Annotated in this window: 6 protein-coding genes; 2 read left to right on the forward strand and 4 right to left on the reverse strand. The window is 71.5% G+C overall.

Annotated features, from left to right (window positions below; genetic code table 11):
- Window positions 1-10 precede the first annotated feature (10 nt).
- The 4 genes from EDD34_RS14815 to pepN all read right to left on the reverse strand — a co-directional run bounded on the left by EDD34_RS14815 (window position 11) and on the right by pepN (window position 10478).
- On the reverse strand, window positions 11-1294 hold the full coding sequence (locus EDD34_RS14815) for an ABC transporter substrate-binding protein (protein WP_246012461.1): 1284 nt from the start codon (window positions 1292-1294) through the stop codon (window positions 11-13).
- Between the two features lie 277 nt (window positions 1295-1571).
- Window positions 1572-6572, reverse strand: coding sequence for a GH92 family glycosyl hydrolase (locus tag EDD34_RS14820; protein WP_123815259.1), 5001 nt, complete (start codon window positions 6570-6572; stop codon window positions 1572-1574).
- A gap of 213 nt (window positions 6573-6785) precedes the next feature.
- Entirely contained in the window at window positions 6786-7766 is a 981-nt protein-coding gene (locus EDD34_RS20940) for a hypothetical protein (RefSeq protein ID WP_211341603.1), read from the reverse strand.
- Between the two features lie 138 nt (window positions 7767-7904).
- Window positions 7905-10478, reverse strand: a complete 2574-nt coding sequence (gene pepN / locus EDD34_RS14830) for an aminopeptidase N (protein WP_123815260.1) — start codon at window positions 10476-10478, stop codon at window positions 7905-7907.
- 266 nt (window positions 10479-10744) lie between these two features.
- Here pepN and EDD34_RS14835 point away from each other — a divergent pair, with 266 nt between their 5' ends.
- A complete protein-coding gene (locus tag EDD34_RS14835; RefSeq protein WP_246012462.1) occupies window positions 10745-11806 on the forward strand; it encodes a mechanosensitive ion channel family protein in 1062 nt (353 codons plus the stop codon).
- 121 nt (window positions 11807-11927) lie between these two features.
- On the forward strand, window positions 11928-14228 hold the full coding sequence (gene malQ, locus EDD34_RS14840; RefSeq protein ID WP_246012464.1) for a 4-alpha-glucanotransferase: 2301 nt from the start codon (window positions 11928-11930) through the stop codon (window positions 14226-14228).
- The last annotated feature ends 23 nt before the right edge of the window (window positions 14229-14251 follow it).

A 14251-nucleotide genomic window follows, 5' to 3' on the forward strand; every position in this document is an offset into this window, starting at 1 on the left:
TTGCCCAAGGTCAGCCCTCGGCCGATGCCCCCAGAGCAGCCTGGAACCCCGCGACGTCGGTCTCCCCGGAGTTGAACGCCACCACCGCCGCCGTGATCGCGTCGAGCTGCGAGATCGGAACCGCGGCGCCGTGGGTCACGGACGACACGATCGTGTCCTGCCCGAACGACTGGATCGCGGTCTTCTGGTACTCGGTGAACTGGCCGGGGTCGACGTCGGTCCGGGCCGGGATCGAGCCCTTGATCTTGTTGAACGCGACCTGCCCCTCCTTGGAGCTGACCGTCTCCAGCCAGGCCTTCGCGCTGTCCTCGTCGAGGATGCCGGACGACATGGTGAACGAGTCCGCGAGGAAGTCGAACGTCCCCGAGGTGCCCGGGGCCGGGACCACCCGGTAGTCCGTCCCGTAGGCCTTGTCCTCCGTGTCGTAGGCGGCCAGGGCCCAGTCGCCCATGATGTTGAACGCGGACTCCCCCCCGATGACCATCGCGCTGGCCGCGTCCCACTCCAGCTCGTCGCGGTCGGGATTGGTGTAGCTCATCAGTGTCCCGTAGTGCTCGAGCGCGGTGGTGACGCGCGAGTCGCTCCAGGCGGTGCTGCCGTTCCAGAGCCCGCTGTAGGCCTCGGGGCCGAGGTCGGCGAGCAGCGTCGTCTCGAGCAGGTGCACCTGGGGCCAGGTGGTCCCGACCGACAGCGGGGCCTTGATCCCGGCGTTCTTGAGCTTCTCGAGGTCCGCGATGAAGGCGTCGAGGCTGTCGTACTCGGCGGACGGTTCGATGCCGTTCTGCTCGAGCACCCGCGGGTTGGCCCAGAGGAGGTTGGCGCGGTGAATGTTCGAGGGGATGGAGTAGATCTTGCCGTCCTTGGTGGACAGCCGGTCGAGCAGGTCCTTCGGGAACGCCTCGGTCAGCCCGAACTCCTGGTAGAGACCCGACACGTCTTGGATGTGCTTGTCCTTGATGTAGTCCTGCAACTCGGCGCCCGCGTGCGCGACGAACACGTCCGGCGGGTCCTGCGTCTCGAGCCGGGACTGCAGGTGCTCCTTCGACGTCGAACTGCCGCCGCCGCCCATGAGTCCGTCGTTGACGAACTGGATTTCGGGATGTTGTTTCTCGAACACCCCCACCAGCGCGTCGAGCCCTCGTTTCTCGACGCCCGCCGCCCACCACGTGTAGACGGCGACCCTCTCGTGCGACCGGAGGGAGGGCTCGGCGCCTCCCGCCGTCCCGGTTCCGCACGCGGCCAGCACCAGGCTGATCAAGGCAGCCGACGCTGCCACCGCCGTTGTCTTACGCATCGATCGCATTCGCGTCCTGTCTTCCCCTTCAACATTGGAGGGCGACGCCACCGATCCCTGCGGATCGGATGGCTCGCGGGCACCCGCGGCAGCGGGTGATGGTGCGCGAGCGAGCATAGCGTGAGATCGCTAACATCCACCAAATCGTGACAAACGATGACTTCCACCGGGCCATCACCATAGCCCCCGCAGACCAGCCGCCGAAACCCGGCGACCCGGAGCGCGGAGAGCGACGCGGCAGGATGCCCGCGCCGCTCTCCGTCCACGAGCTCAGCACCTACCCCCGCAGCACCATCACCCGGTCCAGCGCCATGGTCCCGGTGTCGAGCCGCAGGCTGACCGTCGGGCTCCACCCCGTCACGTCCTCTCGTGACATCGTCAGCGACAGCAGGCCGGAGCGGATCTCGCGCCACTCGCCGTCGTGCTCGATCCAGGAGGTCAGCTCGCCGTGGTCGACGACGGTCGCCAGCCGGTCGCCGGGCTCCCACGTCACGCCGAGCGCCCCGGTACCGGCCGACAGGCCCTGGCTCTCGCCGTCCACGACCACGTCGATCCCGCTGCTCCCCCGCGTGTGGTTGTACCAGCTGTGCGCACGGCTCCCCGGCCCGTCGGTGATCCCGAGGAAGAGGGAGTCCTCGGCCGAGCCCGTCCCGGCGAACGACTCCGGCTCGACGACCAGCGCGAACCTGTCACCCGCCGCTCCCGGAACCGCCAGGTGGCTCCAGCGGCGGCCGTCGGCGGCCGCCTCGAGCACGCCGGCCGTGGTGTCGACGGCCAGATCGGCCGCGGGCTCACCGTCGTCCCCGTACGCCGTGTACTCGGCGAGCCGATCGGTGGTGAAGTCGTCGTCGAAGACGACCTCGCCGAACGTCTCCGGGTCGAACGGCTCGTCGCCCGGCTGGCCCCAGGCCGCGGACGGCACGGACTCGTCCGGGATCTCGATGCCGGGTTCGGTGACCCACTTCGCGCCGGAGTCGTACTTGGTGATCGTGAACGCGTCGAGCGTCTCGCCGACCTCGACCGGCGACTCGCCGCCGGGCACCACGTAGGTGGCCACCGACTCGTAGCGCAGCGTGTCGCCGTCGACGGTGATCGCCTGGTAGGCGGACACGTCCTGCGCCTGCTTCACGGCCACGGCGCCGTTCGCCTCCCACACCGACTCGCCGCGGTTGAGCACGTACTGCTTGCGCCCGCCGTTCGAGATCGCGTACACGGGGCCGGTCGTGACGCCCTCGGTCTCCGTGATGTCCATGGTGTGGTAACCGCGGCCGTAGGTGTGGTCGTGGCCCTGGAGCACCAGGTCGACGTCGCTGGTCTCCAGCACGGGAAGGATGTACTGGCGCCAGTCGTCCTCGTCCCGCGGGTTGCCGTTGCCGTCGATCGAGTTGGAGAAGACCGGCTGGTGCGTGGTGACCACGGCCCAGTCGAGCGGATTCTCCGCGAGCACCCGCTCCAGCCAGGTCGCCTGCATCGTCATCCACGCGCGGCGGCCCTCGCCGCAGTCGAAGTCCGCCAGGCCGGGCGGGCGCACGAGGCCGCAGATGTCGTCACGGTTCGCGTTCACGGTCACGAACCGGACGCCCTGGTAGTCCGTGTAGTAGACGGTGTCCGTCATGGCGCCGGCGACGTGCTCGCCGTAGTCCGCCTCGTACTCGCGCGCGTCCGCGGGCACCGGCCCGTTGCGCTCGTACTCGAAGTGGTCGCGGAAGTTCTCGGCGAGCGGCTGCCCGCCGATCTCGTGGTTGCCCAGCGCCGCCAGCACGTTGGTGCGGGTGCGCAGCTCCGCGTTGGCATCGAACCAGTCCGACCACTCGAGCTGGTTCGTCGCCGTGTTCACCAGGTCACCCGCGTACAGGCTGACCTCCGCGGACGGGTGCTCGTCGAGCGCCATGTCCACCGTGGTCGCCCACTCGTCGGCGATGCCCTCCTGGGCGTCCCCGAAGTACAGGAACGTGAACGGGTCGGCCCCGTCGCTCGCCGTCGTGAACTCGTACCAGTCCGACCAGCGGCCCGCGTCGCCGACGCGGTACCCGTACGTCGTGTCCGGGGTCAGGTCCGTGAACGACGCCGAGTGGCTGCGCGCCGGGTAGCCGTCGACGTACCGTTCCGGCTGCTCGACGGCGTCCACGGTGCGGACCTCGCCCGGGCCGTCGTCGGACACCTCGCGGAGTTCGGCGACGCCGTCGACCGGCAGCGGGCTGGCCGTGCGCCACGTGACGTTCTGTGCCGTCGACGGGTCGGCGGGGGCGGTGAGCACGACGCGGCTCGGCTCGCCGGTGGGGGCGTCCGGGTCGACGTACGGGGTGGTCGTGGTCGCGACGTCGAACACGTGCATGACGCCGCGGTCGGTGTGGGCCGGGAGGACGACGGCGTCGACGGTCTTCGTCTCGTCCAGGACGGCGGGCTGCGTCGCGAACACGCGGAATGTGCCGCCTCCGGACGTGCCGTTGCGGTGGTTGCGTCCCTGGGTCTCGACGAGCGTCGTGTTCCCGCCGCCGGCGCCCTGCCCCCAGTCGGTGAGGTGCACGCGCACCGCCTGGCGCGACCCGTCCGTGTACTCGACGTGGGCGGTGCCCGACGACGGGCCGTTGGTCGCCAGGCCCAGGAACGAGACCGCGGCGGCCGGGGTGTCGTCGAGGTCGATCCGCTGCCCCGCGACGACCCAGTTGTCCGGCTCGCCCTCCTCCGTGTCGGGCCAGGTGAACGTGATGTCGGCGGAGTCGAAGGCGACCTCGCCGCCCGGGGTGACGCCCTCGGCCGCGAGGCTCTCGCGCGAGTAGGACCAGTCGGACAGGTCCATGGAGCCCATGTTCCCGCGGCCGTCGAACGTGGTGCCGACGTTGTTGCGGGCGTCGCGGCCGTCGTCGTGCGACGGCGGGACGTCGCCGGACCCTGTGCCCCACTCGCCCGGGGTGTCGTTCATGGTGAACCGGAGCGTGCCGCCGCGCCGCGAGAACGACGAGTCCACCCAGGAGGCCGACTGCCGCACGCCGTTCACCCGCAGGCCGGTCGTGTACCGCTTCCCGGACGACACGCCGGGAGCCACGATCGTGTAGTCGCGGCGGCTGTGGGCGGCGTCGATGGTGATGCGGTCGAACATCGGGGCGCTGACCACCAGGTCCGCGGTGCCGTAGATCGCGGGGTAGATGCCGAGGTTGGCCCAGACGTACCAGGCGGACAGGGCGCCCTGGTCGTCGTTGCCGGGCAGGCCGGCGGGCGTCGTGTCGTACAGCTCGCCGACCGCCCGGTACAGGACGTCCGTGGTCTTGTGCGGCTTGCCGAGCCAGTTGTAGACCCACGGGCTGTTGAACGAGGGCTCGTTGCTCAGGTAGTTGCCGGTCTGCGTGTAGGCGCCGGCGTCGAGGTCCTCCATGAGCACGTCGAGCGCGGACTCGGACGCCTCGGCGCCGCCCCGCGCCTCGACGACGGCGCCGATGTTGTGCGGCACCATCCAGCCGTACTGGTAGCCGGTGGACTGGTTGAACTGGCCCCGGCCCGACGAGTCGTCCCGGACGCGCAGGTCGAAGCCGCGGTCGAAGCCGGTGCGCTCGCGCGGGCGGATGTGCTGCGTGACCGGGTCGAAGACGTTCTGCCAGTTCTGGGCGCGGGCCATGAACGTGTCGTACGAGTCCTCGTCGCCGAGGCGGCGGGCGAGCTGCGCGATGGCGAAGTCCTCCACCGAGTACTCGAGAGTGCGCGCGGTGGCGAAGTTGGACTTGCGGTTCTCCACGAAGCCCGCCGCCAGGTACTGGTAGGCGTCGGGGCGGGTGCTCGCGTCGCCGGGGAGGGTCTGCGTCTCCAGCAGGGAGGCGAGGGCGGCCTCGCGGTCGTAGTCCGTGGCGCCGAAGTCGTCGGCGGCCGCCAGGGCGATCGGCAGCGAGTCCGCCGCCATGCGGGCCTGCACCAGGTTGTAGGTGGGGCCGTCGTACCAGGTGCCGGTCTGCTCGGCCATCGTCACGAGCGAGGCGTTGATGTCGCTCGCGACCTCGGGGAAGAGCATCGCCATGAGCTGCGTGTGCCCCCGGTAGTGGTCCCAGCCGGCGAAGTTCACGTACAGGTGCTCGCCGCGGTCCATGCGGTGCAGCTCGCCGTCGTACCCGATGTACTCGCCGTTGACGTCCTCGAACACGTTCGGGTTGTGCAGCGCGTGGTAGAGCGCCGTGTACAGCTTGACGCGCGCCTCGCGGGTGCCGCCCTCGACGTCGACGGTCCCGAGCGCCCGCTGCCACGCGTGCTTCGCGGCGATCCGCACCGCCCGGAAGCTCTTGTGGCGGTCGACCTCCTTGGCGCGGTTGAGCGCGGCGTTGTCGACACTCGTGTAGCTGATGCCGATCTTGGCGGTGACCGTGGTGCCGGGCGCGAAGGTGAGGAAGGCGCCGGCCCCGTGCTTCCGGTCCGACGACGCCGTGCTGCCGCCGGGTGCGACCTCGCCGTCGTCCCAGGTGCCGTGGGCGACGAAGCGGGTGTCGAAGACGGCCGAGAAGTGCAGGTCGTAGAAGGTGCCCTGGTTGCACATCGAGCCCGCGCGGACCGTACCGCTGACGGTGCGCGAGGAGGCGTCGACGGTGAGGTCGGCGGCCTGGATCGTGTTGTTCGACCCGGCGGCGTCGAGGAGCAGGGTGGCTCCGCCGTCGTCGGGGAACGCGAAGCGGCTCACGGCGGTGCGCGTCGTGGCGGTGAGCTCCGTGGTGACGCCGTTGTCCGTGGTGACGGAGTAGTAGCCGGGCTCGGCGCGCTCGGTGTCGTGGCTGAAAGGCAGGTAGTAGTCCCGGATCGACGTGCTCGGGTCGGCCGGGAGGGCGCCGTCGGCCAGGTCGCCCGTGAACGGGAGGATCGGGACGTCGAAGCCGCCGTACGCGCCGGTGCAGCCGGTGCCGGAGATGCGGGTGAGCCCGAAGCCGCGCAGGCGGTCGCCGGTGTACTCGTAGCCGCCCTTCTCGCCGTTGTGGCCCTCGCGGTAGGTGGTGGGGCTGTTCTGGACCAGGCCGAACGGGACGGTGCCGCCCGGGAAGGTGTTGCCGTAGGCGTCGTTCGACTTGTTCTCGCCGGTGTCGAGCTCGGTGCCGATGAACGGGTCGACGGCGTCGAACGGGGCCAGGCGGGAGCCGTGGTCCTCGCCGGGCCGGTCCCAGGGCCAGCCGTCGAGCCAGCCGTCAGGCCAGTCCCAGGACCAGCCGCCGGCGAGGGGAGCAGCCGCTGCCGGTGCCGCCACCATGGTCAGGGGCAGAGTGGCGGCCAGCCCGGCCGCGATCAGCGCTCTGCGCAGGGGTGTGGACATGTTCTTCCTCTTCCTGTGCGGGGCGATGGCCCCACGGTCGGATCCGGTCAAGTCTCGGAGGCGCAGGGAGCCACACGGTGTCACCCCGTTGAACGCGGCCCGAACAGCGGAAGACAACGCTGTCATCACGCACGCGACGGCGGGAAGAGGAGCGCCGGGGAAGGTCGTCGCGTGGGACGTCCCTCCCCGGCGGGGTGCCGGTGGCCCGGCCGGTCAGGACTGGGAGATGCCTGCCCGGGCGACCGTGAAGCTGTAACCGGTCGCATCATGCGTGCACGACATGCCGGTGTCCCGGCTGACGCACGTGAAGCCGTGGGCCTTCTCCTTCTTCTCGTAGTCGAGGACCTTCAGACCCGAGGCCGGAACCGGCATGTCCTTCTTCGCGACGCACGGGATGGTGAGCTGCCCGGCCTGGTCGAGCGCCACGATGTGGCCCTGGACGCCGTCGCAGCCGTCGGGGGCCGGCGGGCTGTTCAGCTCGACGATCCCGCAGGTAGCGGCGGTCTTGGAAAGGGTGCAGGTGATGTTTCCCGAGGGCGCCGCGAAGACCTTCGCCCCCGGCGCGCCCATCTGGAGACCGGTCGCGAACTTCGGCTCCTCGGGTTCGGAGTCCTCGCCACCGCCGGCGGATGCCGAAGCGCCCGCCTCCTGGCTCGATCCGACCGCGGGCGTGGTTCCGTCGTCGGACGACATCAGGTTGACCGCGAACACGACCGCCGCGATCACGAGGACGACGTCCAGCGCGATGAAGGCGATCCAGCCGGGGCTGAGCTTGCGGCGTGCGGGGGCCTGCTCGTACCCCTGGTAACCCTGCGCGGCGTAGGCCTGCTGCTGCGCGGGATACCCCTGCTGCTGCGGATAGCCCTGCTGGGCGTAACCCTGCGGGTATCCCTGGGGGTATCCCTGCTGGGGGTAACCCTGTGGGTAGCCCTGCTGCTCGTAGCCCCCCTGCGGGTACGCCTGCTGGGGCGCGTACCCCGGCTGCTGCACCGGGGGCGCCGGAGCGGGCGTCACCGCGTCGGAGAACTGCGACGTCGGCGAGATGGCCGGGGGCATCCGCGTGGTCGCCGAGACACGCTGCGGGCCCGGCGCCTGCGCCGTCGGCGAGGTGTCAGCCGGGACCTGGCCGGTCCCGCCGGTTCCTTCGTCGTCCCACCCGTCAGGCGGCGGCGGTGGGGGCACCGTTCCGGACATGCGGCTCCTTCTCTCGGTCACGATCGACCTTGGATCATACGACCTAGCGAGGATATCGCCCGCAGACCGTCCATCTTGCGACAGCCCCTCCCCCGCGAAACCCCGCGGGAGGGGTCGACCACCGCCCGCCCCGCCGTCCTACTCCGCGTCAGCCGACTGGGCGCGCAGTGCGCGTTCCGTCCCCGCCAGGCCTTCCACCACGAGCCGGCGCAGCGCGGGTGCCGCGCCGGCGTGGTCCGCCAGCCAGGCCGCGACGGCGTCGCGCAGTTCCACCGAGGCGAGCGGGGCCGGGTAGAAGCCCTCGATGATCTCCTCGGCGATGTGGTAGGACCGCTCTTCCCACACACGCAGCACCGCGTCGAGGTACGGCCCCACCACCGGCGCCAGCATGGACGCGTCGTTGACGTGCACGAACCCGAGGCCCGTGTTCCGGATGATCGCGTTCGGCGCCTCCGAGTCGGCCACGACGGACTCCAGCGCGGCCAGCTTGGACTCGGTGGTCGGGATCGTCGCGCGCGCCCGGGCCGCGGACTGGCGCCCGGTGGCGGTGTCGTCGTCGGCCAGGGTCGCCGCGATCTCCGCCTCGCCCGCCGCGCCGTTCAGCACGAGCCCTTCGATGAGCTCCCAGCGCAGATCCGTGTCGATCTCCAGCCCGTCCAGCGCCTGCGAACCGTCCAGCAGGCCCTTGAGGAGCGCCACGTGCTCCCGCGTCGAGGCCAGGTGCGCGAAGAACTTGACGAGCTGGAACTGCAGGTCGGAACCCGCCTCGGCGGCGCGCGCGAGCTCGGCCAGCCGGTCCCCCGCCCGCACCAGCGTGGCCGGACGGGCGCCCGGCGCCACGTACTGCCGGATCGCCAGGACGAGCTGGTTCAGCGTGGTGCGCACCGTGGTCGACTCCGTCTCGGCCGCGATGTTGCCGAGCACCAGGTCCACGTACGACGACGCCGGCGTCTCCCCGTCGCGCACCGCGTCCCAGGCCGACCCCCACACCAGGGACCGCGCCAGCGGGTCGGTGATGTGCGACAGGTGCTTCACGGCGACGGCCAGCGACTCGTCGTCGAGGCGGATCTTCGCGTACGCCAGGTCGTCGTCGTTCAGCAGCACCAGCGCCGGCCGGTCCAGCTCGCACAGCTCCATGACGTCGGTGCGCTCGCCGTCGACGTCGACCTCCACACGGTGCACCCGCTCCAGCTTCCCCGCGTCGGTGAGCGAGTAGAAGCCGATCCCGAGCCGGTGCGGCCGCAGCGTCGGCCACTCGGCCGGCGCCGTCTGCTCCACCGTGAAGGACGTGATGCGCCGGTGCGAGTCCGTCTCCACGTGCGGCCGCAGCGTGTTCACGCCCGCAGTCTCCAGCCACTTGGCCGACCACTCGGTCAGGTCCCGCCCGGACGTGGCCTCCAGCTCGGTGAGCAGGTCCGGCAGCTCCGTGTTGCCCCACGCGTGCTTGCCGAAGTAGGCGGACACGCCCGCGACGAACGCCTCGCGGCCCACCCAGGCCACGAGCTGCTTCAGCACCGACGCGCCCTTGGCGTAGGTGATGCCGTCGAAGTTGACCTGCACGTCCTCCAGGTCACGGATCTCCGCCACGATCGGGTGCGTGGAGGGCAGCTGGTCCTGCCGGTACGCCCACGACTTCTCCATCGCCGTGAACGTGGTCCACGCCGCGTCGTACTCCGTCGCCTCCGCCGTCGCCAGCGTCGAGATGTACTCCGCGAACGACTCGTTCAGCCACAGGTCGTTCCACCACTTCATGGTGACCAGGTCGCCGAACCACATGTGCGCCAGCTCGTGCAGGATCGTCACGACGCGACGCTCCCGGACGGCGTCGGTCACCTTCGACCGGAACACGTACGACTCGGTGAACGTGACGCAGCCCGCGTTCTCCATCGCGCCCATGTTGTACTCGGGCACGAAGAGCTGGTCGTACTTCGTGAACGGGTAGGGGACGCCGAAGAGGTTCTCGTAGAACTCGAAGCCCTTGCGGGTGGTCTCGAAGATGTAGTCCGCGTCGAAGTGCTCGCGCAGCGACTTGCGGCAGAACGCGCCGAGCGCGATCTCCCGGCCCGTCGACGACGTGAGCGAGCTGCGCTCCACGGCGTACGGGCCGGCGACGAGCGCCGTGATGTAGGAGGAGATGCGCGGGGTGGGCGCGAACGTCCACGTCGCGGCCTTCACCGAGGCGTCCGTCGCGTGCGTGGCCGCCGCCGGCTCCGGCGTCGGCTCGTTCGAGACGACCTCCCAGTACGCGGGCGCCGTCACGGTGAACTGGTAGGTCGCCTTGAGGTCCGGCTGCTCGAAGACCGCGAACACGCGGCGCGAGTCCGGCACCTCGAACTGCGTGTACAGGTAGACCTCGCCGTCCACCGGGTCCACGAAGCGGTGCAGGCCCTCGCCGGTGTTGGTGTAGGCGCAGTCGGCGACGACGGTCAGCTCGTTCTCGCCCTGGACCAGCCCGTCCAGGGCGATCCGGGAGTCGGCGAACACGCCGGCCGGGTCCAGCTCGCGCCCGTTCAGGACGACGGACCGCACCCTGGGCGCGACGAGGTCGATGAACGTGGCGCTACCAGCGTCCTTGGCGGTGAATCGCACCGTCGTGGTGGACGCGAACGTCGTCGGACCGGTCGTCAGGTCGAGGTCGATCGCGTACGAGTCGACGGTGACGACATCGGCGCGCTCGACGGCCTCGGCTCGCGTGAGGTTCTCTCCGGGCACGGGCCCTCCAGATCTTGTCAGGGCGCTCCGCGCCCGGGTGTGCAGCGATTTCCGGGTCGATCATGCCACCAGTCAGGCCGTCCGCGATCCCGGAATTCCCTGGGAGGGGATCGTCGGCAAGCCGTCGGGTGCCACGCGAGGGGCGTGACCGCCGTCACGGCGACGTGACCTGTTCACGTCCACGGTGTGAAGGTCGCGGAGCGGTGTCCGGCCGACGTGCTGCGGGCTTGGCCTCCCGCCCGGCGTTGCCGCTAGCGTGGGAGCCCGTGAACGACCAACCTGCCACAGTCCTCGACGATGCCGAGGGCGTGAACGACCAACTCGCCGCGGCCTTCGTCGACGGTGCCGAGGGTTTCTGGACGTGGTTCGCGGACAAGCCGCTGAACATCCTCGTCATCCTGCTCGTCACCGTCGTCGCGCTGATCATGACGCGGCGGGTGATCACGCATCTCACCGAACGCATCGCCACGGGCGTGACCCGCGAGCAGGAGCGCGCGGCGAAGGCCGCCGCGGCCGAGGTCGTCGGGAACGCCCGCCGGCGGCGCCGCCGGATGCGGATCAGCCCGCAGGCCCTGAGCGACGTCCTCGCGCAGGGCGGCAACGGGCGGGCGGTGGACCGCCGGGCCCAGCGCGCCCGCACCGTGGGCTCGGTCCTCAACTCCACGTCCAACATCGTCATCGGGACGTTCGCCGTGCTGTCGGTCGCCAGCGTGCTGGAGATCGACCTCACCGGGCTGATCGCCGGCGCCGGCATCGTCGGCGTCGCCATCGGCTTCGGCGCCCAGAGCCTCGTCAAGGACTTCCTCAGCGGGATCTTCCTGCTCATCGAGGACCAGTTCGGCGTGGGCGACTTCGTCGACCTGGGCGGCGGCGTGACCGGCACCGTCGAGGCGCTGGGCCTGCGCCTGACCCAGGTGCGCAACTTCGACGGCACGCTCTGGTACGTGCGCAACGGCGAGATCCTGCGGGCGGGCAACAGCACGCAGGAGTGGAGTCGCGCCGTGGCGCCCATCCTGGTGCCCGTCGGGAGCGACACCCAGGTGGTGCGGGCCGCGCTGGGCCGGGCGGTCGACCGGGTCCAGGAGGACCCGGAGACGTCACCGGCCCTGCTGGAGGCGCCGTCCGTGCGCGGCGTCGACAACGTGGACGCCTTCTCGCTCACCTTCACCCTGCACGCGCAGGTCCGGCCCGGCGAGCAGTGGCTGATCGCCCGTGCGCTGCGCGTCGCCGCCCAGGAGGAACTGCTGCGCGAAGGGATCGTCGTGCACAACCTGGCGGGCACCCGGGCGGAGGACGCCTCGAAGGCCGCACCGCCGGTCGAGGACTGACGGCGAACCGGCCCCCACGGGCCGGCGCACCGGCACCCGGAGAGCACGGACGTGCCCCCGAATCGGACCACGCGCCGCGGATTGCCCCCGAGCGACACCGTTCGGTGGCAGGATCTTTCCTGTGAGCCACGACGAGACGACACGCGCCGCGACCGGTGTCGACGGCGCCGCCGAGCCGGCCGGCCGGTCGGCACTGCCCGAGCTGCCCGAGGACCTCGCCGAGCTGGCGCGACTGTGCGGTGTACGGACGGTGTTCACCGACGCCGCCGGGACCGCGCGGCGGGTGAGCCCGTCGACGCTGGTGGCGGTGCTCGGCGCGCTCGGCGTGCCCGCCGGGTCGCCGTCGGCGATCACCGAGTCGATCGCCCACGTGCGGGACGACGAGTGGCGCGAGATGCTGCCGCCCGCCGTCGTCGTCCGCCAGGGCACGGCATCGCGGATCCCGGTGCACGTGACCGAAGGGTCGAGCGTCTCGTGCTGGGTCGAGCTCGAACCCACCACCCCCGTCGTGCCGCCGGGCGCCATGCCCTGGCGCGTCGCTCCGACCACGGGCACGGTCCGGCGCGTCGCGCCGTCGTCGGCGACGGAGGCCGACGACGCGGCGTCCGCGCCGGGCACGCGCCACCTCGACCAGGCCGGCGGCGCGGCCGAGCCCCGCACCCTGGGCTCGCGGAAGGTGGGCCGGGCGACCTTCGTCGTGCCCGGCGACCTGCCACTGGGGTGGCACACCCTGCACGCCGAGTCGGACGGCGCCACGGCCACCACGACCCTCGTCGTCACTCCCGACCGGCTGGAGCCCGCGCAGCCCCTCGCGGACACCCAGGCGTGGGGCTTCCTGACGCAGCTCTACTCGATGCGCTCCCGCGACTCCTGGGGCATCGGCGACCTGGCCGACCTGGCCGACCTGGCCTGGCTCACCGCGAACAACGCGGGCGCGGACTTCGTCGCCCCCGGCCCGCTGCAGGCCACCGAGCCCGTGCCGCCGATCACCGACAGCCCTTACCTGCCCACCTCGCGCCGGTTCCTGTCGCCGCTGTACATCCGCGTGGAGGACATCCGGGAGACCGCCTACCTGTCGTCGGCGGACCGGTCCCTCGTCGAGTGGGCCGGCGAGCCGGTGCGCGACCTGTCGGGAGACGCGGCGCCGATCGACCGCGAGGCGGTCTGGGAGGCCAAGAAGTCCGCACTCGAGGTGGTGTTCACCGCCGCGCGGTCGGCGGCGCGGCAGACCGCGTTCGACGAGTTCGTGCTGGAGCAGGGCCGCGGCCTGGTCGACTTCGCCACCTGGTGCGCCGTCGCGGAGCACCTCGGTGAGCAGGAATGGCCCCCGGACCTGCTGGACCCGTCGTCGGCCGCGGTGGCGACGCTGCGCGGCTCGCTCAAGGACCGCGTCGAGTTCTACTGCTGGCTGCAGTGGGTGGCCGACGAACAGCTGCGGCGTGCCCAGCGCGTCGGGCTCGAGGCCGGGATGCGCGTCGGGATCGTCAAGGAGCTGGCATCGGGCGTGCACCCCGAGGGGGCCGACGTCTGGGTGCAGCCGGGAGTGCTCGCGCGCGGGGTGTCGGTGGGCGTGCCGCCGTCGTCGGCCGTCGGTGCCGAGGGACGCAACCGCGGCCTGCCGCCGTGGCATCCGCGGGAACTGGCGAAGGCGGGGTACGCGCCGTTCCGCGACATGCTCCGCACCACGCTGCGGCACTGCGGCGCGCTGCGCGTCGGCCACGTCGGCGACCTGTTCCGGTCGTGGTGGATCCCCGGCGCCACACGGGCCACCGCCGGCGCGTACGTGACCTACGACCACGAGGCGCTCATCGGGATCCTCTGCCTGGAGGCGCATCGCGCGGGCGTCCCGCTGATCGCCGACGACGCGCTCCTCGACGACGAGGAGCGCGACTACCTCGCCGGGCGCGGCATCCTGGCCGCCTCCGTCCTGCTCGCGGACCAGCCGGGCACCGGCGAGCTCGTCCCGCCGGAGGAGTTCCCACCCGGCGGGTTCGTGACCCCGACGCCGCCCGATCTGCCGCCGACGGCGAGCTGCCTCGCCGGCGAGCACATCGACCTCGCCGAACGGCTGGGACTCCTCACCGAGGACGCGCAGGTGCTGCGCTCGCGGGCGCGGGCGCGCCGTGAGGCCGTGATGACGTCGCTGTCCCGGTGCGGCATGACGACGTTCGACCCGTCGGAGCGCGAACTCGTCGAAGGGCTCTACCGCTACCTGCGGGACACCCCGGCGGCACTCGTGGCCGTGGACCTCGCGGACGCGGTCGGGGAACGCCGGACGCAGGCGCAGCTCGGGGCCGGCGACGGTTACCCGAACTGGCGGGTCCCGCTGGCCGACGGGTCAGGTGCCCTGGTCATGCTGGAGGACCTGTTCGACTCGGCGCGGCTGCGTTCCCTGGTGACGGTGCTCCACGAGGAGGGCTGAGCACCTCTCGGCGGGCGCGCTCC

Origin of the sequence: Myceligenerans xiligouense (assembly GCF_003814695.1) — a bacterium.
Classification (GTDB): Bacteria; Actinomycetota; Actinomycetes; order Actinomycetales; family Cellulomonadaceae; genus Myceligenerans; species Myceligenerans xiligouense.

Bases quoted from the DNA above. Each gene is read 5' to 3' on its own strand.
- EDD34_RS14815 (WP_246012461.1), bottom strand. From the start codon at position 1,294: ATGCGTAAGACAACGGCGGTGGCAGCGTCGGCTGCCTTGATCAGCCTG.
- EDD34_RS14820 (WP_123815259.1), bottom strand. From the start codon at position 6,572: ATGTCCACACCCCTGCGCAGAGCGCTGATCGCGGCCGGGCTGGCCGCC.
- EDD34_RS20940 (WP_211341603.1), bottom strand. From the start codon at position 7,766: ATGTCCGGAACGGTGCCCCCACCGCCGCCGCCTGACGGGTGGGACGAC.